The organism is Leucobacter komagatae (assembly GCF_000834055.1).
Classification (GTDB): domain Bacteria; phylum Actinomycetota; class Actinomycetes; order Actinomycetales; family Microbacteriaceae; genus Leucobacter; species Leucobacter komagatae_A.
Genome location: NZ_JXSQ01000016.1, coordinates 1 through 22,288 on the forward strand (window position 1 = coordinate 1; position 22,288 = coordinate 22,288).

The window sequence follows — 22,288 nt, forward strand, 5'->3', positions numbered from 1 at the left end:
AAAAAGACAGGTGGGGCGGGGCCCGCGGGAATCCGCAAGCGCCGCCCCACTCACCAGGCTGCTAGACCGCTGCGCCAACCGTCTCGGGCTCGGGCACTGCGTTGCGCACTGAGCGGTTCACAGCAGAAACGATGGCCTTGAGCGTCGCACGGCTCGTGTCTGGGTCGATGCCGACGCCCCACAGGCGCTGGCCGTCAACCTCGAGGTCAACGTAGGCAGCTGCGACGGCGTCGCCGCCTTCGCTCATCGCGTGCTCGACGTAGTCGAACAGCGTGACGCTGTGGCCGGAGGCGTTGAGGTTGTTGATGAAGGCGTCTACGGGGCCGTTCCCACGCGATGTTTCCTCGCGCTGCTCGGCGCCGTCGCGGAATTCGACGGTTAGTTCGGTGATCCCGTCGCCGGCGCTCACTGTCGAGGTGCGGAACAGCTCGTAGCGTCCCCAACGCTCGACGCCGTCGGCGCCAGCGGAAGGAAGGTACTCGTCCTGGAAGATGCTCCAGATCGCGTCGCTCGAAACCTCGCCGCCTTCGGTGTCGGTGACACCCTGCACGACGGCGCTGAACTCAATCTGCAGGCGACGCGGCAGGTCGAGTGAGTGGTCGGTTTTCAGCAGGTATGCGACGCCCCCCTTGCCTGACTGCGAGTTCACGCGGATGACGGCCTCGTACGAGCGGCCGAGATCCTTCGGGTCGACGGGCAGGTACGGGACGGCCCACTCGACGTCGTCGATCGAGACGCCCGCGGCGTCTGCGTCGGCCTGCATGCGCTCGAAGCCCTTCTTGATCGCGTCCTGGTGCGAGCCGGAGAACGCGGTGTAGACGAGGTCGCCAGCCCAGGGGCTGCGCTCGGGCACGCGCAGCTGGTTGCAGTACTCGGCTGTGCGGCGCACCTCGTCGAGGCGCGAGAAGTCGATCATTGGGTCGATGCCCTGCGTGAACATGTTGATGCCGAGGGCGACGAGGTCGACGTTGCCCGTGCGCTCGCCGTTGCCGAAGAGGCAGCCTTCGATGCGGTCGGCGCCCGCCATGTAGCCGAGCTCAGCGGCAGCGACGGCGGTGCCGCGGTCGTTGTGCGGGTGCAGCGAGAGGATGACGTTCTCGCGGTGGTTGAGGTTGCGCCCCATCCACTCGATCGAGTCTGCGTAGACGTTGGGGGTCGCCATCTCGACGGTCGACGGGAGGTTGATGATCACCTTGCGCTCGGGCGTCGGTTCGAGCACCTCGAGCACCGCGTTGCACACCTCGGCGGCGTACTCGAGCTCGGTGCCCGTGTACGACTCGGGCGAGTACTCGTAGTAGATTTCGGTGCCAGCGGCGATCGGCTCGGCGGCCTTGCAGAGCTTCGCGCCTTCGACGGCGATCTGCTTGATGCCCTCGCGGTCGGAGCGGAAGACGACGTCGCGCTGCAGGATCGAGGTCGAGTTGTACAGGTGAACGATCGCCTGCTTCGCGCCGACGAGCGACTCGTATGTACGGGTGATGAGGTGCTCGCGGGCCTGGGTGAGGACCTGGATCGTGACGTCGTCGGGGATCGCGTTCTCTTCGATGAGCTGGCGCACGAAGTCGAAGTCTGTCTGGCTCGCCGAGGGGAAGCCAACCTCGATCTCCTTGTATCCCATCTGTACGAGCAGGTCGAACATGACGCGCTTGCGCTCGGGGCTCATCGGGTCGATGAGTGCCTGGTTGCCGTCGCGGAGGTCGACCGCGCACCAGCGGGGCGCCTCGGTGATGGTCTTCGTCGGCCAGGTGCGATCAGGCAACTCGACGGGAATGATCTCCTGGTAAGGGCGGTAGCGGTGGACCGGCATACCAGAGGGCTGTTGCGTGTTCTTCATGGCGTTTCCTTCTTCGTTACGTTTCGCTCAGCCAAACACAAACGCCGCGACGAGGGAGGCCAGAGACTGAATTAGTTCGAAGTCGAGGACTCGTCGCGGCAGCTAAGAAGAAGCGAGCCGAACAGCATGGGCCCAGTTTAGCGTAATCTCGAGGATATGCGAAAACTTCTCCGCTCAGCTTCGCTCGCGTGTGCAATGGCCGGGGTGGTGCTCCTCGCACTGTTTGGCGCAACGCCGGCGCAAGCCGATACAGATGATTTCGTCTACGACTCGTGGCACGTCGAGTACCGTTTGGGAACCGACGCGGAGGGCGTCGCGGTTGCGAACGTCACTGAGACGCTATCCCCGCGCTTCCCGGAAACCGACCAGAACCGCGGCATCGTGCGCGGGATCCCCATCGATTACGAGGGCGTCGGGACTGACCCGCGTGACTTCAGCGTCACCGACGCGGCTGGCGAGCCTGTGCCCTTCGAGATCGAGGACGAGGACGGATACCGCATCGTCCTCGTCGGCGACGATAGCTTCGTGCACGGGTCTCAGACCTATGTGGTGAGCTACGCGCTGTCCAACGTGGTGCTCGCTCGCGATGACGGTACCGCGGACGAGTTCTACTGGGACGTCATGGATTTCGAGCACGAGCAGCCGGTCGCGAAGTTCAGCGCAGAGTTCGCCTTTACGCCGGAGCTTGCCGGGGCGCTCGACGGCAACATGCGCTGCTACGCTGGGCCGCCGCGCAGCACGGAGGAGTGCGCGCTGAGCGGGGCGGGCACGCTCGCGGATCCGATCACGCTGAGCGGCATCTCGCTTGATGCCAAGGAGGGCGTCACCGTCGCGGTCGGCATGGCCCCCGGCACCGTGCAGCAGCCCCCGCAGCGGCTGCCGAACTTCGCGCTCGACGGCCTCCCCATGATCATTGGCGGCGGCGGCCTCGCGACGGGTATCGCGAGCGCGGTCGCGGTGAGCAGGTTCAAGGGCCGAAGGAGGACGGCCCGCGGCACCGTGATTGCACAGTACGACGTTCCGTCGGACCTGCCGCCGCTCATCGCAGGCCCTGTCTTCGGCGAGCCCGTGCGCGAGCCGGTGACCGCGGAGATCGTGCATCTCGCGGTGATCGGTGCGACGCAGCTCGCCGAGGAGACCCCCGAGACCAAGAAGAAGAAAAAGAAGAAGCCTGTGCAGGTTGTGCGGGTTGTGGATCCCGCCCGCGCGGTCGACCCGCTCGACGCCGCAACGCTCGAGGCGTTGGTGCCTGGCGCGCAGCCTGGCCTGTCGCGCGCGCTGCCAGCCGAGAGCGAGGAGTTCGCGAGCGCGATGTCAGCGCTCGATGCGGAGGGCAAGCAGGCAGCGGTGGATCGCGGATACCTCGAGCGGGTGCGCGTGCCTGGCGCGAGGGCGTTCGGGTACGCGACGCTCGCGATCTCTGCCGTGCTCGCCGGGCTCGGGATCGCGGGCCTCATCTTCCGCGGTTCTCCGCTGCCGCTGCTGTTTGTCTTCGGCGCACTCCTCACGGCCGCGCTCGCAATGTACGCGCTCGCAAAACACCAGGTGCACACTGAGCGGGGCGCAGAGGCGCGCGAGTACCTGCAGGGCGTGAAGCTCTTCATCGAGGTCGCCGAGGAAGATCGCATCAAGACGCTGCAGTCTTACAGCGGCGCTGAGCGGCGTGAGGTCGACAGCGTCGAGGTGATCCATCTGTACGAGCGGCTGCTCCCCTACGCGATGCTCTTCAATCTTGAGAAGGAGTGGAGCGGGGTGCTCCAAGCGCGCTACACCGCGATGCCCGATTACCAGCCACACTGGTACCCGGGAATCGCAGTGTATGGCCTTGCTGGTTTCTCGGAGAGCCTGAGCCGTTACACCGACGTGGTGACGAGCTCGGTGAGCTACACCTCGTCGAGCGCTGGCGGCTCGACCGGCGGCGGGTTCGCAGGCGGCGGCGGGGGCGGCGGGTTCAGTGGTGGGCGCTAACAGGCAACGCCGCGTGCGCGCGGGCCGCACCGTCGCCGCTCTCGCGCTCGCCGGTGCCGCGCTGCTTTCGGGTGGCGGCGCCTCCCCCGCCACCGCGGGCGTGAATGACTTCCGCTACGATTCGTGGGACGTCGACTACCGCCTGAGCGCCGACGCCGACGGCCGTGCCGTTGCGCAGGTCACTGAGACGATCTCCCCCCACTTCCCAGATACCGATGTGAACCGAGGCATCAACCGCGGCGTCGTGATCGACTATCTCGGCTCGAGTACCAATCCGCGGGATTTCTCCGTCACCACCGCGTCTGGTGACCCCGTACCGTTCATGGTGCGTGACGAGGGCGAGGTGCGGATCGTCGTGATCGGCAACAACCGCTACGTGCGCGGACTCCAGACATATGTGCTCCAATACACGCTCTCAGACGTCATCCTCGCGCGTGACGACGGGCAAGCCGACGAGTTCTACTGGGATCTCATGGACGTCGAGCGCGGCCAGACCATTGAGGAGTTCACAGCGACCGTCTCGTTCACTGACGCCACCGCCCTTGAGCTCACGGGCAACGCCCGCTGCTACACGGGGGCCTTCGGCACCGATGCCGAGTGCACCGTCGCGGGGTCGGGAACAGCCGCCGACCCGTTCGAGATCGGCCCGCTTCCGCTCGACCCGCGGCAGGGCCTGACGTTCGCCGCGGGGCTCGAGCCCGGCACGTACACGCAGCCCCCGAACCGCCGCCCAAGCTTCGCGCTCGAGACGCTGCCGCTGCTCGCAGGCGGAGTAGCCGTTGCTGGGGGCATCGCCGGCTCCGTGCTCGTCCGCACAGGGAAGCGCCGCAGCCGCGTGTCCCGCGGCACGGTCATCGCCCAGTACGACGTACCGGCGCACCTGCCACCCCTCATCGCTGGGCCATTGGCGGGTTCCCGCGCTTCTGCGGGCGCAGCCCAGATCGTGCACCTCGCGGTCACGGGGGCCACGCGCCTCGAGGACGCCCCGCCGATATCACCCGGCCGTAACGCTCAGCCGCAGCAGGTCATCCGTGTCATCGATCCGAGCCGTGCGCGTGACCCACTCGATCAGCAGGCGCTTCACACGCTCGTGCCTGGCGCTTTCCCCGGGGCCGCGATCATCGTGCCGAAGACGAGCACACCCTTCGCCGCGGGCATCGCCGGACTCGAGCGGGCCGGGCAGCAGGCGGCCGAGCAGCGAGGCTACTTCGAGCGCGTGCGCCTGCGGGGCGCTACTCCCGCCGGGATCGCCTCGCTCCTGCTCGGGCTGCTCGCCTTCGCGCTCGGCTGCGCAACGATCGCGATCCGCGGCCCCGGTGTGCCAGCGCTCGCGGTGCTCCTGGGTCTCGGCGCTATCTTCCCCGCGGTGTACGCCATGAAGAAGCACCGCGTCCACACGCCGTTTGGCGCGGAGGCTGCCGAGTGGCTCGAGGGCGTCAAGCTGTTCATCAGGGTCGCGGAGGCCGACAGGATCCGCGTGTTGCAGTCGTACACGGGTGCTGAGCGCCGCGACGACGGCGGCCGCAGCGTGATCGAGATCTACGAGCGGCTGCTCCCCTATGCGATGCTCTTCAACCTTGAGCGCGAGTGGGCCGACGTGCTCGCCGTGCGCTACGAGGCGAATCCGCAGTACGCCGTCAACTGGTACCCGGGCGTCGTATCGCGCCGCTACGGGAGCCTGTCTTCGACGCTCTCGCAGTACACGGGTTCGTTGGGTTCGGCTGCGAGCTACCGGGCTTCGAGCGCTGGCGGCTCACTCGGTGGCTTCGGCGGCGGTGGCGGAGGCGGCGGCTATGTCGGCGGCGGGGGGCGGCGGCGGTTCAGCTCCGGGCGCTAGCCAGCACGGTCTCTAGCCAGCACGGCTGGCCCGGTCTCCCGCTAGTGCCTGACCGGAGCGTACCGCGAGTCGCCGAGGCCGAGGATGAAGTAGCCGATCGGTGGCAGCAGCCAGAGTAGGAACACGGAGAAGCCAGCGCCCTTGCCGTAGTTCGCGCCGATCCGCAGCGCGACGAAGATCGCGAAGATCCAGCCGGCGATGGGGATGAGGTACAGCAGCGACATCCATCCGGAGTAGCCGGCGATTTTCACGAGGATGATGACGTTGACGATCGGGATGAACGCGAGAATGCCGGCGTAGCCAGCCTTCGAGAACATCTTCCACGCGGCGATCGCGAAGACGACGTAGATCGCGATCATTATCACCGACGAGGTGCCGGAGAAGATCATCGCCAGAGCGTCGTCCATGGGTGTGTGTGATTGGATCATGCAGCCAGTCTAGAAGCTGTCACATAGCTGAGCGATAGTTTCCGCGCTTTCGGGACGCGAGCGTTCACCTCTCAGACACCTGCGAGACGCGCGTTCGTTGCGTGCGACTGCTGAGATAGGGGCGGTTCATCCTCCCCTCATCTCAGAAGGAGCATTCGTGCTGCAGCAACAACTCCTGGCAGGCGGCGCTGTTGCGCTCGTCGCGGCCGGGCTTCTCGCCCCGGGCCCCGCGGCGCACGCCGATGTGCCCGCTCCACGCATCTCAGAAGTCGAGTCCTCCGACGGGGTGCCTGGAGACTGGGTCGAGCTCTTCAACCCGAGCGCGGTTCCCCTCGATCTCACCGGGTACGTCTTCAAAGACTCAGACGACAGCCACGCCTACGTGCTCCCCGCCGGCACAGTGCTCGCGCCGGGCGGCTACCTCGTGCTTGACGAGCAGCAGAAGAACAGCAGCGCACCAGGCTTCGACTTCGGTCTTGGCAAGGCCGACTCCGCGAGGCTGTTCGACACGGCGGGCGCACTCGTCGATTCCTTCGACTGGACCGCACACGCCGCGACCACCTACGGCATCACCGAGGCAGGCGACTGGGCAGAGACCAGCGAGCCAACGCCGGGAGCGGCAAACCGCTTCGCGGTCCCGGCGGCCGGAACGGTCGCGCTCAACGAGGTTGACTCGCAGCCGGCAGACTGGGTCGAGCTCGTGAACACGGGCGGCGGCACGCTCGACCTCACCGGCTACGAGCTGCGCGACAACTCCGACGACCACAGCTGGCGCTTCCCGGCAGGCTCGGCGATTGCCCCTGGCGAGTTCCTCGTCGTCACGGAGACGACGCAGGGCGTTATCGGTGACACAACCGGCGCGTTCACGGACGCAATCGGGATCGGTAGTAGCGACAGGATTCGACTCTTTGCGCCCGACGGTACCCTCATCGACGACACCGGCGCGTGGGAGGGCCACGCCGTCATCGACGGCAGGGCTGACCTCGCAACGCTCGCGCGCTGCGTAGACGGAACGGGCGTGTTCGCCCTCGCGCACCCCACCCCTGGCGCGCCGAACGTGTGCGCGGCAGGCCCGGGCACCGAGCCGGGGACCGACCCCGGCACTGGCCCTGGCACCGAGACCCCAATCGAAACTGTGACCTGGCCGGGATCCGCGCTCACCCGCGTCGTCGACTCGTCTCGTATGTTCCTTGAGGACTCGTCTGGGCTGGACACCCACCTCACCGACGAAGGCGTGGTGCTCTGGGCCGTCGACAACGGCGAGGGCAGGTTCTGGAAGCTCAACGCACAGGCAGACGGCACGGCGACGTTCGCGCCCGGTTGGGAGGCAGGCAAGCGCGCCCGCTTCCAGCGCGACGCCGCGAAGCCTGCCGCAAAGGGGCCAGACACCGAGGGCATTACCGTGGCGGGCGACGGCTTCCTGTACCTCGCCTCGGAGCGGGACAACAGCGCTAAGGGTGTCAACCAGAACACCGTGCTGAAGATTGACCCGAACGAGCCAGGACCCGACGTCGTCGCGGCCAAGGAATGGGACGTGACCTCGATCCTGCCAGCGGTCGGCGCGAATCTCGGCATCGAAGCCGTCGAGTGGGTCGCCGATGCGGATCTAGCCGGCAAACTCTTCGACGAGAACACCGGAGCGCCGTATGACCCGGCTGTGTACCCCGGGCACGGCGACGGGCTTTTCTTCGTGGCGGTCGAGGACGGCGGGCAGGTATTCGCCCTTGCGCTCAATGACGACGGCACTTCACAGCGTGTCGCGGAGCTCAAGCCGAGGCTCGCTGGGGTCATGGCCCTCGACTGGGACACGGTGCGCGGCGGACTCTGGACCGTCTGCGATGACGGCTGCTCCGGAGCAGCTGCCTTCTTCACGCTTGACGGAACGCAGACGCCTGCCGTCACCCACTACACCCGCCCAGAGGGTCTCCCGAACACGAACAACGAGGGTTTCGCCACCTCGCCGGCGGTTCCCGCGCTCGCGCCCGCAGAGCGCAGCGCAGCGGATCGCGCCGCAGCGGCGGCGACCGCCGAACGACCGGCGTGGTGGTTCACCGACGGCGCAAAGGTCGGCGCGCTCCGCGCGGGCACGCTGTTCACCGACGTCAAGACTGATCCAGGCACCGAAAATCCAGGCACCGAAAACCCAGGCACCGAAACACCGGGCACTGAGACCCCGGGAGCCGAGACGCCGACCGGCACCGCGCCAGGCGCTGGCACTAATGGCGCGGGTGGATCTGGCGCGGGTGGATCTGGCAGCGAGTTGGCCGCGACGGGTGCAGCACCCTCAGGCCCGGGCCTTGGCGCGCTCGCGCTCGCGGTGCTCGTGGCCGGCGGCGGGCTGCTCACGTTCGCGCGGCTGCGGAGGCAAGAGGCGGATCGCGCCGCGCGCTAGCCCTTGACAGCACGTACGAAAAAGCCGGCGGCTCGCGTATTCAGCGGCCGCCGGCTTCGGCGTGTGTGCGTGTGTGCGTGTGTGCGCGGATATCGCGTCAGCGGCGTTCCTGCCCCAAGCCCGGTGCGAGAACGGGGTCGAGATCCGGAGCGAAAACCCGCGCGAGAACCGGTGTTAGAACCCGAGCCTGCCAAGCGCCTTCGGGTCGCGCTGCCACTCCTTGAGTACCTTCACGCGGAGCGAGAGGTATACCCGCCGCCCGAGCAGCGCCTCGATCTCGTGGCGTGCGTCCTCGCCGATCTGGCGCAGGCGAGATCCACCCTTGCCGATCACGATGCCCTTCTGGCTGTCGCGCTCGACATAGATCGACGCGTAGAGCTCGAGCAACCCGACCTCGCCCTCGTTCTCCGGCTCGCGCTCCTCACGGTCGTCGACCGTCGCCGCGAGCGAGTGCGGGAGCTCCTCGCGGGCCTCGCGCAGCGCGGCCTCGCGGATGAGCTCGGCGATGCGGTCGTCCTCTGTCTCGTCGGTCGACGCCTCGTCCTCGTACAGCGGCGGTGAGACCGGCATGAGCTTCAGCAGCTCATCGCTGAGGATGTCGAGCTGGTCGTTTGTCACCGACGACACCGGCACGACCGAGTCCCACTCGCGCAGCTCGCCGAGCCGCACGAGCTGGTCGTAGATTTCATCCTTCGAGGCCTCGTCAACCTTCGTGAGGATCGCGACCTTCTTCGCGCGCGGGAAGTCATTCAGGCGGTCGTTGATGAACTTGTCGCCTGGGCCGAGCTTCTCGTTCGCTGGCACGCAGAAACCAATGACGTCGACGTCGCCGAGGGTTGCTTCGACGAGCGCGTTGAGTCGCTCGCCGAGCAGCGTGCGCGGGCGGTGGATACCCGGGGTGTCGACGATGATGAGCTGACCGTTCGGGCGGTGAGCGATGCCGCGGATCGCGCGCCGAGTCGTCTGTGGCTTCGGGCTGGTGATCGCAACCTTCTGCCCGACGAGCGCGTTCGTCAGCGTGGATTTACCGACGTTGGGCCGGCCGACAAACGAGACGAAGCCCGCACGGAAGTCCGTTCCCTCCGGCAGCTGGGATCCGTACTGGACCTGCGGATCCGCTCCGGCTGTCGCGTCTGCTTCACTCATGGTGTTTCCTCAATCGTTATGCTGTCCGCGGCTTCCGCGGGGTCTTGGACGGCGCGTGCTCGCGCCGTAATCAGTCGTTTGCGCCTGCGCTCGGTGTCGATGGCCTCGAGTTCGATGCCTTCGCTTGTCACCCGATCGCCAACCTCGGGGAGCCTGCCGAGCCACTTTGCGAAGAGCCCGCCGACGGTGTCGACCTCTTCGTCATCAAGCTCGATGCCGAACAGTTCGCCGAGGTCATCGATCGGGAGCATCGCGCTGACGAGGAACAGCCCTGGGGCCTCCTCGACTACCTCTGGGGTCTCACGGTCGTGCTCGTCGCTAATGTCGCCGATGACCTCTTCGATGAGGTCCTCGAGCGTCACGAGCCCGGAGATCCCGCCGTACTCGTCGACGACGAGCGCGAGATGGTTCGACTCCTGCTGCATGCGGCGCAGCAGCTTGTCGGCGCGCTGCACCTCGGGCACGAACATTGCTGGCTTCATGATTCGCGTCGCTGGCGACTCTTCAGATTCCTCGGGGCGGCGCAGGACGAAGCTTGAGGCGTCGCGCAGGTAGACGACGCCGAGCACCTCGTCGACGTCGCCGCCGATCACCGGGAGGCGCGAGTGCCGTGCGTTCAGCAGCAGCTCGAGAGTGCTGCGGACGGAGACATCCGAGTCAACGGTCACCATGTCGGTCCGTGGGACCATCACCTCACGCACGAGCGTGTCGCCGAACTCGACGATGGAGTGAATGTAGTCCCTGTCGCCCTCTTCGAGCAGGTCAAGTTCGGTCGCTTGATCGACCATCGACAGCAGTTGCTGCTCGTCGCGCACCCTGCCGCGGCCGAGCGCGACCCGCTCGGCGATCCGCCTGACCGCTGTGCTCGCCCGCTCAAACAGCGGGGGAAGGTCGTCGTCGCTCATCGAGCTCACCGTTCTCGAGTGCTAAACGACAACACGAGATCGCGCTGGAGGCCGAACATCTCGGCTTCCTCGTCTGGGGTCCCGTGGTCGAAGCCGAGGAGGTGCAGCATGCCGTGCGTCACCAGTACGGTGAGTTCCTGCTCGAGGGAGTGCCCTGCCGCGTCGGCCTGCAGCACCGCGATCTGCGGGCAGACGACGATGTCGCCAAGGAGCCCAGCGGGCGCTGGTGCGTCCGGCCGGCCTGGGCGCAGCTCGTCCATCGGGAAGCTCAGCACGTCGGTCGGGCCAGGCTCATCCATCCACTGGATGTGGAGCTGCTCGATCGCGGCCTCGTCGACGAACATGAGGCTGAGCTCGGTGTCCGGGTGCACGTACATCGATTCGAGCACAAAGCTCACGAGTCGCTGCAGCCGGTCCTCGCCGACGGCGACCCCTGATTCGTTGTTGATCTCGACGCTCATCGGTCGCGCTTCCCCTCGGTTGTGCTGTCTGTCTGTGAGCGGCGCGTTGCCGTGTGCTCATCGTACGCCGCGTATGCGTCGACGATGCGGCCGACCAGGCTGTGGCGGACGATGTCGTCGGCCGTCATCTCTGAAAAGTGGATGTCGTCTACGCCGCGGAGGATCCCGCTCACGACCCGGAGGCCACTGTGCTTCACGGGGAGGTCGACCTGCGTCATGTCACCCGTGATCACCATCTTCGAGCCGTAGCCGAGCCTGGTGAGGAACATCTTCATTTGCTCGGGCGTGGTGTTCTGCGCCTCGTCGAGAACGACGAACGCCTCGTTGAGCGTTCGCCCGCGCATGTAGGCGAGCGGCGCTACCTCGATCGTGCCGCTCGCGAGCAGTTTCGGGACGAGATCCTGATCCATCATCGAACCGACCGCGTCAAACAGCGGCCTGAGGTACGGATCGATCTTGTCCTCAAGGCTGCCCGGGAGATATCCGAGCCGCTCCCCCGCCTCAACCGCGGGCCTCGTGAGCACGATCTTTGACACCTCACGCCGCTGCAACGCCTGCACGGCCTTTGCCATCGCGAGGTAGGTCTTGCCCGTTCCCGCTGGGCCGATGCCGAACACGACGGTGTTGTTGTCAATCGCCTCGACGTATTCGCGTTGGCCCTGCGTCTGGGGTCGCACCGCGTTGCCGCGCACCGTGAGGATCGGCTCGCTGAGCGTCATCGCTGCACGCGGTCCGTTGCCGTCGCGCACCATGCGCGCGATGGAGCGAACGTCGGTGCTCGAAACGGTGCCGCTGCGCCTGGCGAGTTCGAGGATCTCGCGAACGAGCTCCTCCGCGGCGCGCACTGCGTCGGTCTCGCCGCGAATCGACAGCACATCCTTGCGCGCGTTGAACACGACGCTTGGGTGCTGCGCTGCGAGATCGGTGAGCAGCTGGTCGCGGTAGCCGAGGAATGAGGAGAGTTCGACGCCGGTGAGCGTTACCGTCCGCTCGAGCTGCGGCTCAGGCCGGGTGTGCCCGGTAGCCGCTGGCACCGAGGATTCGTGGGGTGAGTCTGGTTCAGAACCCAATGAGGGATCGCTCCTCGAGGTTGGCGATAACGTGCGCGTGGACATGGAATACGGTCTGACCCGCGCTTGCACCGTTGTTGAAGACGAGCCGGTACTCACCGTTCGCGTGTTCTTCTGCGAGCTGCTTCGCGACAGCGACCACCTCGGCGAGCAACGCCGGGTCGCCGGCGGCGAGTTCAGTGACGTCTGCGTACTCTGTGGTCTTTGGGATCACGAGAATGTGTACAGGCGCCTGCGGGTTGATGTCAGGGAACGCGACAACGCGCTCGGTCTCCGCGAGGAACGTCGTGGGGATCTCTCCCGAGATGATCTTGCCAAATACAGTCTCTTCAGCCATGCGGCCAGTCTACCGACCATCCGCTGTGCCAAGGCGCGGATTTTCTGCGAAGCCGTGCCGCTGTTCGCCACGGGCGTCTGCGGGACGGGCGGCCGCGGTACCGCGGCGATGGTGGACGCGGATCACCATCTGCCGAGCGCGGCGTTCAGCACGGCGAGCGCTGCAGGGCCAGCAGACGATGTTCGCAGCACGTCGTCTCCAAGGAGCACGATCCGCCCGTCACGCGCTGCGGTTTCCCCGTCAGTCTGCCCGGCAAGCGCGGCAAGCTCAGCGTCGCTCAGCCCACCCTCAGGGCCGACGACCAGGTACACGTCGCGGCCGTCGTCTGGGAGCCAGGCGCTGAGTTTCGTCGCTCCACGGGGGTGGAGCACAAGCACGTGACCATCGAGTGCGGCGAGCTCCGCCGTTGTCGCTGGCGACAGCACCTCGGGGATCCACGCCCGCATCGACTGCTTTGAGGCTTCGCGGGCAATCCGCGCCCACTTCGCAACACCCTTACTGGCTTTGTCGTTGCCCCAGCGAGAAACTGAGCGCTCCGCCTGCCAGGGAATGATCGCGTCCACGCCAAACTCGGTCGCCTGTTCGACCGCGCGCTCGTCGCGATCCCCTTTTGCCAGCGCCTGCACGAGCACGATGCGCCGTTCCGGCGCAGCCTGCTCCTCGCTGCGTTCGACGCGCACGCTGAAGCTGTCGCGGTCGACCGCTTCCACCGTGCCGTGCGCGCGTAGGCCGCGCCCGTTGCCAACGATCGTCTGCTCGCCAACCCGCAGGCGGCTCACGCGGACGGCGTGCCGTCCCTCGTCGCCTGAGACCGTGAGGAGCTCACCGGCGAACGTGCGCGCGAGAGCCTCGTCAAAGTATAGATTTGCCACGTTGAGTCTGGGCGCTTAGCCGAAGAAACGGTCGCGAAGCTTGCCGAAGAAACTCTGCTTGAACTCACCGAAGTGCGGCGGCTCGTCTTTGCGGAGTTTCGCGAGCTGTTCAACGAGCGACTTCTCCTTGTTGGAGAGCTTCGTCGGCGTCGCCACCTGCATCGCGATCTTCAGGTCACCGCGTGTCGTCGTTCGGAGACCCTGAATGCCGCGTCCACGGACAGCGACAAGGTCACCCGACTGCGTACCAGCAGGAACCTCGACCGTCACCAGCCCATCCAGCGACTCAACCTCGACCTCGGTCCCGAGGATCGCGTCGGTCATTGAGACCTGCATGGTGCTCAGCAGATCGTTGCCGTCGCGGCTGAAGATGTCGTCGTGCTCGACCCGGAACTCGATGAAGAGGTCGCCGTTCGGGCCACCGAAGGGGCCGACCTCGCCACCGCCGCGCATCTGCATGCGGGTGCCAGTGTCGATGCCGGAGGGAATGTCGACCTGCATGGTCCTGCGCTCGCGCATGCGACCCTTGCCCGCGCACTCAACACACGGGCTCTCGATGATCGTGCCGTATCCCTGGCAGCTGCCGCACGGGTGCATGGTAACGACGTTGCCGAACAGTGAGCGCACCTCGCGCTGCATCTGCCCCTGCCCGCGGCACACATCACAGGTCACCGGGTGCGTGCCGGGCTGGCAGCCGTTGCCGCCGCACGTCTCACACAGCACTGCCGTGTTCACGCTGATGTCACGCTGCACGCCGAAGACCACCTCTTCGAGCTTCACGTCTACTCGGATGAGCGCATCCTCGCCGCGCTCCTCACGAGCGCGTGGACCGCGGGCGCCGCCGCCGAAGCCGCCACCGCCGAAGAAGGTCTCAAAAATATCGCCGAAGCCGCCAGCGCCGCCCTGCGAACCGCCCATGTCGTAGCGCTGCCGCTGCTCGGGGTCGCTGAGCACATCGTAGGCGTGCGTCACGCCCTTGAAGCGCTCAGCCGCCTCCTCGCTCGGGTTCACATCGGGGTGCAGCTGGCGGGCCAGCTTGCGATACGCCTTCTTGATCTCTTCGAGGCTCGCTTCGCGAGAAACGCCGAGCGTCTCGTAGTGATCCGCCACAGTTGTACTCCTAGGTGTTCGTGGGTTGGTGTGGAAAGTCTTCGGTGTCGAAAGTTTTTGGGGTGAAAATCTTCGGACTGGACGGCGCGTGTGCCGTACTCAGCGGTCTTCGTTGAGGAGCCGGTTCAGGTATCTCGCAACCGCGCGGACCGCCTGGATATTCCCGGCATAGTCCATGCGCAACGGCCCAAGCACGCCCAGGCGGGATGCGCCAACCGCCTCGTAGTTCGTCGCGATGATCGACGCGTCTGACAGGCCGTACGCCTCGTTCTCGCGCCCAATGGAGGCCGCGATCTCGCGCTCATCCTGCACGAGTTCGCCAAACAGGCGGAGCAGGGTGACCTGCTCCTCGATTGCTTCGAGCACGGTCGGCAGGGAGCCGGCGAACTCACCCGGGCGCGTGAGGTTCGCCGCGCCGGCAACCGCGATCCGATCGCTGCGGTTCGCCTGCAGCTGCTGCGAGACAGCGCCGAGCACGTGCAGCGCAAGATCAGCGTCCGCTGGCTCCACCCACTCCGCGACCGTTGCCGCAAGCTCGGCCACGTTGCGATCCGCGGCGTCGATGTCCTGGCCGACGACGGTGGTTGCGATGCGCTCGCGCACACCGTTCAACCATGCCTCGGTTGCGCGCGCTGCAGGCAGCGTCGCCGTCTGCTGTTCGACGACCCCGTTTCCGAGGATCAGCACGCACAGCACCCGGCTCTCACCGAGCGCGACGAGGTCGATGTGTCGCACGGCGGTCGTGCGCAGCGATGGGTATTGCACGACGGCGACCTGGTTCGTCAGCTGCGAGAGCAGCCGGACGGTGCGGGCCATGACGTCGTCGAGGTCGCTGGACTCGCCAAGAAAACGCTCGATTGCTACGCGCTGGGCGGCGGTCATCGGCCTGAGCTTCGCGAGCGTGTCGACGTAGAGCCTGTAGCCCTTGTCTGTCGGTACGCGCCCCGATGACGTGTGGGTCTGAGCGATGAGCTCGTCGTCCTCGAGCAACGCCATATCGTTACGGATCGTCGCAGCTGACACTCCGAAGGAGTGCCGCTCGACGATGGACTTCGACCCGACTGGCTCGTTGAGCGCGACGTAATCGCTCACAATCGCGTGCAACACGGCGAGGCTGCGCTCCGGAACCATCACGCACCCCCTTTCTGGCACTCGAACATTCTGAGTGCCAGTCTACTACCGGAGGAGTTTTCCGACGACTGTGTCCGCTAGGAGCCGACCGCGCAGCGTCGGAACGATCCTGCGCTCTGCCCCCGCTATGCCAAGCGCAGCGCGGCCGTCGACGAGGCCGTCGGCGATGAGCTCGGCCACAGCCTGCTTGCCGTGTTCGCTGAGAGCATCGATCGGGAAACCGTCGCGGATCCGCGTCTCGAGGAGCACACGCTCGCTGTGCCGCGCCTCCTCGGTGAGGATTTCGCGTGCGTGCGCTGGCGAGAGTCCCGCCGCCATCCGCTCGGCGTAGGCCCTGGGGTGCTTCACGTTCCACCAGCGCAGCCCGCCAACGTGGCTGTGGGCACCAGGCCCCGCGCCCCACCAGTCCTCGCCCGTCCAGTACGACAGGTTGTGGCGGGAGCGGGTCTCTGGCGTGCGCGACCAGTTGCTGATTTCGTACCAGTCGTAGCCTGCGGCCGCGAGGCGCGCGTCGAGCATCTCGTACATCTCGGCGTGCAGGTCATCGTCGGGCTCGGCGACCTGGCCGCGCCTGATCTGTCCTGCGAGCTTCGTGCCGGCTTCGACAATCAGCGCGTAGGCGGAGAGATGATCGGGGGCGTTCTCGAGCGCGGCGTCAAGCGAGCGCCCCCAGTCGGCGAGCGACTCCCCAGGAGTGCCATAGATGAGGTCAAGGCTCACCTGGAGCCCGACGGCGCGCGCGGCAGCAACGACGACGGGCACACGCTCGGGCGTGTGGGTGCGGTCGAGCGTCTGGAGCACGTGCGGCACCGCTGATTGCATGCCGAAGCTCACCCGGGTGAAGCCTGCCTCCGCGAGCGTCGCGAGGTAGGCCTCGTCTACCGAATCGGGGTTCGCTTCGGTCGTCACCTCTGCGCCTGGAGCGAGCCCCCACTCGTCGCGGATGCGCGCGAGCAGCATCGCGAGGTCGCTCGCCGGCAACAGCGTCGGCGTGCCACCGCCGAAGAACACCGTCGAAACCGGTCGCTCTGGCAGCCCTGCGCGCCGCATGACGTCTGCGCCGAAGCTCAGCTCGTTCGCGGCCTCGGCCGCGTAGCCTGCCTGACTGGCTCCGCCACCGAGCTCACTCGCCGTGTACGTGTTGAAGTCGCAGTAGCCGCAGCGCACACGGCAGTACGGAACGTGCACGTAGACGCCGAAGGCGCGATCTTCTGCCCCGTCGAGCACGCTCGCGGGGAGCGCGCCGTCGGCGGGGGCGGGCTCGCCGTCTGGGAGCACGCTCGGCACGGTCAGTCGTCCTGTGCTGGCGTTTCGGCTGCCTGCGGCTCGGTGAGCTCGGCAGTCGGCTGGGCTTCGGTCGGAGCGGTGACGCCGTTGCGAAGCGCGGCACCGGGGGCAAGCGCACCGATGAATGCCTGTGCCTGCTCGATGACCTCGCGGAGCTCGGAGCGCTGCTTGATTCCCGACATGAGCCCTGAACTGGTGAGGAACGTGAAGCCGCGAGCGATGGCCCATACGGTTCCGTCCTCGCGCTGCTCGACCGTGATGAGCTGCTCGCCGTAGCCGGGGTTCGCCTCGCGGTCGCCCCAAGCAAAGCCGAGCCGCTGGGCATCCTCAACGGTTGAAATCACCAGGATCGGCCGCGCATTCTTGCCGTCGGCGCTGAGCGTCGCAGTGGTCCCTGGCAGGATGTACGCCTCGCCCTCGGGGCTGAAGAGCTGCTCTGGCTCGTCGCCCAGCTCGGGGGTGCCAGCGTCGCTGAACTGCACTCCGAGGTACTCCGCCGCGTCGCCGCGCTCGATGTCGTTCACCGCAACCCCTGCGGCGCGGTGAGCGCCCCACGTCATGAGGAGGTTTGCTGCGGTGAGGAAGCGCTCGGAGCCGCTGCCGAGCTGCAGGGATTCCTCGTACGGCGTCGACCCTGCTGGCGGGAACCGCATCAGGTCAGCGGCTGCAGACGCACCAATCGCCGCGTAGGCGACGGGCATGCCTGTGAAGCTTTTTCTGCGGGGCCCGGTCACTTTTTGTTTACGTCCTTGCCCTCGACGTCACCGGAGAGCGCTGCGATGAACGCCTCCTGTGGCACCTCGACGCGACCGACCATCTTCATGCGCTTCTTGCCTTCCTTCTGCTTCTCGAGCAGCTTGCGCTTACGGCTAATGTCACCGCCGTAGCACTTCGCGAGCACGTCCTTGCGGATCGCGCGGATGTTCTCGCGGGCGATCACGCGCGCGCCGATGGCAGCCTGGATCGGCACCTCGAACTGCTGGCGCGGGATGAGCTTGCGCAGGCGCTCGGTCATCATCGTGCCGTATGCGTACGCGTTGTCGCGGTGGACGATCGCGCTGAACGCGTCAACGGCCTCACCCTGCAGCAGAATGTCGACCTTCACGAGGTCCGCCTCCTGCTGCCCGCTCGGCTCGTAGTCGAGGCTCGCGTAGCCCTGCGTGCGGCTCTTCAGGTGGTCAAAGAAGTCGAAGACGATCTCGCCCATCGGAATGTTGTAGCGCAGCTCGACGCGTTCGCCGAGGTACTCCATGCCGAGCAGGCTGCCGCGCCGCGACTGGCACAGCTCCATGATCGCGCCGACGTAGTCTTTCGGCGCGAGGATCGCTGCGCGCACCATGGGCTCGGAGACACTCGCGATCTTGCCGTCTGGGTACTCCGAGGGGTTCGTGACGACGACCTCGGTGCCGTCCTCCTTCGTGACCTCGTAGACAACGCTCGGCGCGGTCGCGATGAGGTCGAGGTCGAACTCGCGGCGCAGGCGCTCGGAGATGATCTCGAGGTGGAGCAGGCCAAGGAAGCCGCAGCGGAAGCCGAAGCCGAGCGCGACAGACGTCTCGGGCTCGTACTGGAGCGCAGCGTCCGAGAGCTTGAGCTTGTCGAGCGCTTCGCGCAGCACCGGGTAGTCGGAGCCGTCGAGCGGGTACAGCCCGGAGAAGACCATGGGCTTCGGGTCGGTGTAGCCGGGCAATGCTTCCGTTGCGCCGCGCAGCTTCGAGGTGACGGTGTCGCCAACCTTCGACTGGCGCACGTCCTTCACACCGGTGATGAGGTAGCCGACCTCGCCGACTGCGAGGCCCTTCGTTGGCGTCGGTCCAGGCGAGGAAACGCCGATCTCGAGCGCCTCGTACTCGGCGCCCGTCGACATCATCTGGACCTTCTCGCGCGGCGAGAGCTTGCCGTCGATCATGCGCACGTAGGTGACGACGCCGCGGTACGAGTCGTACACCGAGTCGAAGATCATCGCTCTCGCAGGCGCGTCGACCTGGCCGACGGGCGCGGGGATGCGTGCAACGACGACGTCGAGGAGTTCCTCGACACCAGCGCCGGTCTTGCCCGACACCTTGAGGATCTCGTCCGGGTTGCCGCCAATGAGATCGGTGATCTCGCGCGCGACGCGCTCCGGGTCGGCTGCCGGGAGGTCGATCTTGTTGAGCACCGGGATGATCTCGAGATCGTTTTCCATCGCGAGGTAGAGGTTCGCGAGCGTCTGCGCCTCGATCCCCTGCGCTGCGTCGACGAGCAGGATGGCACCCTCGCACGCTGCGAGTGAGCGCGAGACCTCGTATGAGAAGTCAACGTGACCCGGGGTGTCAATCATGTTGAGGGCGTAGTCGCCGCCCTCGGACTCCCAGTACATCCGGACGGCCTGCGACTTGATGGTGATACCGCGCTCGCGCTCGATATCCATGTTGTCGAGGTACTGCGCGCGCATGTCGCGGTCAGATACCGTTCCGGTGACCTGGAGCATGCGGTCGGCAAGCGTCGACTTACCGTGATCGATGTGCGCGATGATGCAAAAGTTGCGGATCATCGAGGGGTCGGTCGACGCCGGCACCTGTGGTTTAAGACTGCGAGGAGACATTGCCAGCCATTATCTCACGCGTGAGCCCCGGCCGGGGCCACCAAGCAAATAGGGCGTGCCGAAGCGGCCCAGAGAAGCACCGTAGGATGACAGGATGGCCGCTGCACAGTTTCTTCGACGTTGTTTCGCACCGGGCCGACCCGAGCGGGCGTTGCTCCTCTCAGCCGCGCTTGGGGCTGTCGCGCTCATCGACCCCGCGAAGCTCCGTCCTGGGCGCAGGGCAGCGTACCGCCTCGCGACCGCGGGAACGACGGCCGCTCTCGTCGCGGGCGACACAGGAACAGGTGCCACAGGAACAGGTCTCACAGGATCAGGTCTCACAGGATCAGGTCTCACAGGATCAGGTCTCACAGGGACACCCGTGAGCGCTGGCACGCGCGCAGCGCTCGCGACCGCCGCCGGTGGTGCCGTACTCGGCCTCGCCGAAGCGAGTGAGGCGCTCGATGCGCGACTGCAGCGCGGGCTCATCCGCCGCGGCGTGCGCCGGCCACGACTCGTCTTCGCGGCCGCCACCTTCGCGCTCACCCTCGCCGTCGAGATCCCAGCAGTCATCGCCGCGAGAAAGGCACCCCGATCCGGCATCCCCGTAGCGGGGCGTGTCACCGACGGAGACCTCAGCTACCTGCCGTTGGCCGCTGGCGCCCGCGCGCTCATTGCTGGCATGCTCGACTTCAGCGCTGAGCCGAGTTCCGAGCCACTCCGCACCCAACTCGCAGCCGCGAGGGAGAAGACGTGGGACGGCGTCTCCGGCTCGTTCGGCATGATCGTGCTTGACGTGCAGGGCGCCGAGGCGCTCCCCCGCGCGGTTCCGCACCGCCAGCAGTTCCCCGTCGTGGCAGAGTTCGCCGATCCAACGACGGGGGAGCAGCGAGTGCTCAGGCTGAGCATCGAGGACGGCCAGCTCGAGCATTTCTCGATCGAGGCTGGCGGTGTACACGCGGCAGCGCACGACATCGACTCGGGCGCGCGTGACGAACTGTGGCCGCGGCAGTGGCCCGCCGTCGCCGAGGTCACGTTCACGCTCGAAACGAGCCTGCCTGTCGACACCCGCGCAGCGAAGCGGCTGCGGGCAAGCGCCCCCGAGCGGTAGCCCGGCGAGGCCCTTTCAGCGAACCAGGCGCCGTTCGTCGTTCGCCCCGCGCGCGCTGGTCGTCGGGCGGGGCCCCGCGGGCCTTGCCCGCATGACAACTGTCACGAATCTTTCGTGACAGCGTCACCTCGCACCGCCTCCCCAGTGCCCGCCAGGCTTGAGGCATGGACACACAGGCAATTGAAATCACGGGTGCCACCCGCCACTTCGGTTCCGGCGAACGCGTCGTTCGCGCGGTCACCGGCGTAGACCTGCGGATCAAGCGCGGCGAGGTCGTCGCGCTGCTCGGCCCGAACGGGGCCGGAAAGACGACGCTGCTCGACATGGTGCTCGGGCTGAGCGAGCCAGACGCCGGGTCGATTCGCGTGCTCGGCGACGCGCCGCGGCGTGCGATCGCGCGGGGCAGTCTCTCGGCCGTGCTGCAGACGGGCGGCCTGCTCGCCGACCTCACGGTCACCGAGACGCTTGAGGTGATCGCGAGTTTCCACCGCGTAACCGCGCGCGTGCCGGAGGTGCTCGAGCTCGCAAACCTCACTGAGATCGCACGCCGCAAGGTGGGCAAGTGCTCGGGCGGCGAGCAGCAGCGCGTCAAGTTCGCGCTCGCACTCCTCCCCGACCCCGACGTGCTCATCCTCGACGAGCCGACAGCTGGCATGGACGTCACCGCGCGCCGCAAGTTTTGGGACACCATGCGCGCCGACGCGAACGCCGGCCGCACGATCGTCTTCGCGACGCACTACCTCGAGGAGGCCGAGCAGTTCGCGCGCCGCACGGTCGTCATGCACCACGGCACGATCGTCGCCGACGGCGATACGGCAACACTGCGCGCCTCGCTCGGCGGGCGCACGCTCCGCGCCACGCTCCCCGGCGACGCCAATGCGGCAACGGCCCTGCTTGCCGAGCTTCGGGCCGACGAATCGATCGCGTCCGTCGACTCCGATGCGCAGCGGGTCACGATCCACACCGCGAACTCGGATGCCATTGCTGCGCGGATCCTCGCGGCCGGCGCAACCGAGCTCGAAATCAACGCCCCAACACTCGAAACCGCGTTCGCCGCGCTCACGGAGGCCTAAGCACATGCTCTTCACCACAGCTTTCTACCGCGTCGAGGTGCTCAGGCAGTTCCGCAACCCCTACACGCTCGCGTTCACGATCGCGATGCCCGTCGCGATGTACCTACTCTTCGGGGCGAACGCCGAATACGCAGACGCGAGCGCGGGCAACGGCAACGTCGCCTTCTACGTCATGGCCTCGATGGCCGCCTTCGGCACCGCGACCGCGATGACCTCGCTGTGCGCGCTCGCAGCTTCTGAAGCCGGGCAGGGCTGGGGCAGACAGATCGCGCTGACGCCGCTGTCGATCGCCGGCTACACAGTCGTCAAGCTCGCGGTCGCGGTCTCCTTCTCGGCATTCTCAACTGTCATCGTGTTCGCCGTCGGCGCGCTCACGGGCGCCACGGCCGATTCGCTCTGGTCGTGGCTCGTAGTTGGGGGGGATCATCCTCGCGGGCGGTCTCATGTTCGGGCTCTTCGGCCTCGGCGTCGGGCTCGCCTTCAACTCTGACTCGGCCGCGTCGCTCGCGTCGATCTCGATCACGCTCTTCGGTTTCGTCGGCAACGTCTTCATGCCGCTCTCGGGCACGATGCTCGCGATCGCGCACTACACGCCGATGTACGGCTATGCGGCCCTCGCGAGGTGGCCAATTACCGAGGGCGCGCTCATCTCGGGCGGCTCCGACTCAATCTGGCTCGTAGCCGCAAACGTCGCCGCATGGGCGCTCGCGTTCGGGGTGCTCGTGCGCTTCGGCGTGCTGCGCTCGCGCCGCCGCCGTTAAGC

At 66.9% G+C, this 22,288-nt stretch carries 20 protein-coding genes; 7 read left to right on the plus strand and 13 right to left on the minus strand.

Annotation, left to right across the window (positions count from 1 at the left end):
- Nucleotides 1-61 precede the first annotated feature (61 nt).
- On the minus strand, nucleotides 62-1,834 hold the full coding sequence (gene leuA / locus SD72_RS11340) for a 2-isopropylmalate synthase (RefSeq protein WP_042544585.1): 1,773 nt from the start codon (nucleotides 1,832-1,834) through the stop codon (nucleotides 62-64).
- Between the two features lie 156 nt (nucleotides 1,835-1,990).
- On the opposite strand from leuA, the gene SD72_RS11345 reads away from it, so the two are divergent.
- Nucleotides 1,991-3,802 (plus strand): DUF2207 domain-containing protein, encoded by a 1,812-nt coding sequence (locus SD72_RS11345; RefSeq protein WP_042544586.1) that lies wholly within the window; start codon nucleotides 1,991-1,993, stop codon nucleotides 3,800-3,802.
- Entirely contained in the window at nucleotides 3,789-5,639 is a 1,851-nt protein-coding gene (locus tag SD72_RS11350) for a DUF2207 family protein (protein WP_232299737.1), read from the plus strand. Before SD72_RS11345 ends, SD72_RS11350 begins: the two co-directional genes overlap by 14 nt.
- A 41-nt stretch (nucleotides 5,640-5,680) precedes the next feature.
- On the opposite strand, the gene SD72_RS11355 is transcribed toward SD72_RS11350, so the two are convergent.
- Entirely contained in the window at nucleotides 5,681-6,067 is a 387-nt protein-coding gene (locus SD72_RS11355) for a DUF5684 domain-containing protein (protein ID WP_232299738.1), read from the minus strand.
- Between the two features lie 157 nt (nucleotides 6,068-6,224).
- Here SD72_RS11355 and SD72_RS11360 point away from each other — a divergent pair, with 157 nt between their 5' ends.
- Nucleotides 6,225-8,459 carry a lamin tail domain-containing protein gene (locus SD72_RS11360; protein WP_042544589.1) on the plus strand — a complete coding sequence of 745 codons (2,235 nt, stop codon included), beginning with the start codon at nucleotides 6,225-6,227 and terminating at the stop codon, nucleotides 8,457-8,459.
- Nucleotides 8,460-8,633: 174 nt separating this feature from the next.
- Here SD72_RS11360 and era read toward each other — a convergent pair whose 3' ends face one another.
- From era to lepA, 11 genes are all read right to left on the minus strand, one after another.
- The gene (era, locus tag SD72_RS11365; RefSeq protein WP_198141947.1) at nucleotides 8,634-9,605 is read right to left on the minus strand and encodes a GTPase Era; all 972 of its coding nucleotides are present in this window, start codon (nucleotides 9,603-9,605) and stop codon (nucleotides 8,634-8,636) included.
- Nucleotides 9,602-10,510: a hemolysin family protein gene (locus SD72_RS11370; RefSeq protein ID WP_084767170.1), complete on the minus strand. Its 909-nt coding sequence runs from the start codon at nucleotides 10,508-10,510 to the stop codon at nucleotides 9,602-9,604. Before SD72_RS11370 ends, era begins: the two co-directional genes overlap by 4 nt.
- Nucleotides 10,511-10,515: 5 nt before the next feature.
- Nucleotides 10,516-10,971 carry an rRNA maturation RNase YbeY gene (gene ybeY / locus SD72_RS11375; RefSeq protein WP_042544590.1) on the minus strand — a complete coding sequence of 152 codons (456 nt, stop codon included), beginning with the start codon at nucleotides 10,969-10,971 and terminating at the stop codon, nucleotides 10,516-10,518.
- Nucleotides 10,968-12,041: a PhoH family protein gene (locus tag SD72_RS11380; protein WP_420038428.1), complete on the minus strand. Its 1,074-nt coding sequence runs from the start codon at nucleotides 12,039-12,041 to the stop codon at nucleotides 10,968-10,970. The genes ybeY and SD72_RS11380 overlap by 4 nt, the downstream gene beginning before the upstream one ends.
- Complete coding sequence (locus SD72_RS11385; RefSeq protein ID WP_042544592.1) at nucleotides 12,031-12,378, minus strand: HIT domain-containing protein; 348 nt, start codon at nucleotides 12,376-12,378, stop codon at nucleotides 12,031-12,033. Before SD72_RS11385 ends, SD72_RS11380 begins: the two co-directional genes overlap by 11 nt.
- A gap of 122 nt (nucleotides 12,379-12,500) precedes the next feature.
- Nucleotides 12,501-13,250: a 16S rRNA (uracil(1498)-N(3))-methyltransferase gene (locus tag SD72_RS11390; protein ID WP_042544593.1), complete on the minus strand. Its 750-nt coding sequence runs from the start codon at nucleotides 13,248-13,250 to the stop codon at nucleotides 12,501-12,503.
- Between the two features lie 15 nt (nucleotides 13,251-13,265).
- Nucleotides 13,266-14,360 (minus strand): molecular chaperone DnaJ, encoded by a 1,095-nt coding sequence (gene dnaJ, locus SD72_RS11395; protein ID WP_042544594.1) that lies wholly within the window; start codon nucleotides 14,358-14,360, stop codon nucleotides 13,266-13,268.
- A 99-nt stretch (nucleotides 14,361-14,459) separates the two neighbouring features.
- The gene (gene hrcA / locus SD72_RS11400) at nucleotides 14,460-15,491 is read right to left on the minus strand and encodes a heat-inducible transcriptional repressor HrcA (RefSeq protein WP_042544595.1); all 1,032 of its coding nucleotides are present in this window, start codon (nucleotides 15,489-15,491) and stop codon (nucleotides 14,460-14,462) included.
- Nucleotides 15,492-15,536: 45 nt separating this feature from the next.
- Nucleotides 15,537-16,778, minus strand: a complete 1,242-nt coding sequence (gene hemW, locus SD72_RS11405; RefSeq protein ID WP_042544596.1) for a radical SAM family heme chaperone HemW — start codon at nucleotides 16,776-16,778, stop codon at nucleotides 15,537-15,539.
- A gap of 2 nt (nucleotides 16,779-16,780) precedes the next feature.
- A complete protein-coding gene (locus SD72_RS17010) occupies nucleotides 16,781-17,479 on the minus strand; it encodes a DUF1990 family protein (RefSeq protein WP_052492634.1) in 699 nt (232 codons plus the stop codon).
- 29 nt (nucleotides 17,480-17,508) lie between these two features.
- Entirely contained in the window at nucleotides 17,509-19,362 is a 1,854-nt protein-coding gene (gene lepA / locus SD72_RS11415; RefSeq protein ID WP_042544597.1) for a translation elongation factor 4, read from the minus strand.
- Between the two features lie 94 nt (nucleotides 19,363-19,456).
- On the opposite strand from lepA, the gene SD72_RS17990 reads away from it, so the two are divergent.
- The 4 genes from SD72_RS17990 to SD72_RS18265 all read left to right on the plus strand — a co-directional run bounded on the left by SD72_RS17990 (nucleotide 19,457) and on the right by SD72_RS18265 (nucleotide 22,286).
- Complete coding sequence (locus SD72_RS17990; RefSeq protein ID WP_198141948.1) at nucleotides 19,457-20,452, plus strand: hypothetical protein; 996 nt, start codon at nucleotides 19,457-19,459, stop codon at nucleotides 20,450-20,452.
- 164 nt (nucleotides 20,453-20,616) lie between these two features.
- Entirely contained in the window at nucleotides 20,617-21,525 is a 909-nt protein-coding gene (locus SD72_RS11425) for an ABC transporter ATP-binding protein (RefSeq protein WP_042544599.1), read from the plus strand.
- A 4-nt stretch (nucleotides 21,526-21,529) separates the two neighbouring features.
- Nucleotides 21,530-22,015, plus strand: coding sequence for a hypothetical protein (locus SD72_RS18260; RefSeq protein ID WP_232299740.1), 486 nt, complete (start codon nucleotides 21,530-21,532; stop codon nucleotides 22,013-22,015).
- On the plus strand, nucleotides 21,969-22,286 hold the full coding sequence (locus SD72_RS18265) for a hypothetical protein (protein WP_232299741.1): 318 nt from the start codon (nucleotides 21,969-21,971) through the stop codon (nucleotides 22,284-22,286). The genes SD72_RS18260 and SD72_RS18265 overlap by 47 nt, the downstream gene beginning before the upstream one ends.
- Nucleotides 22,287-22,288 lie beyond the last annotated feature (2 nt).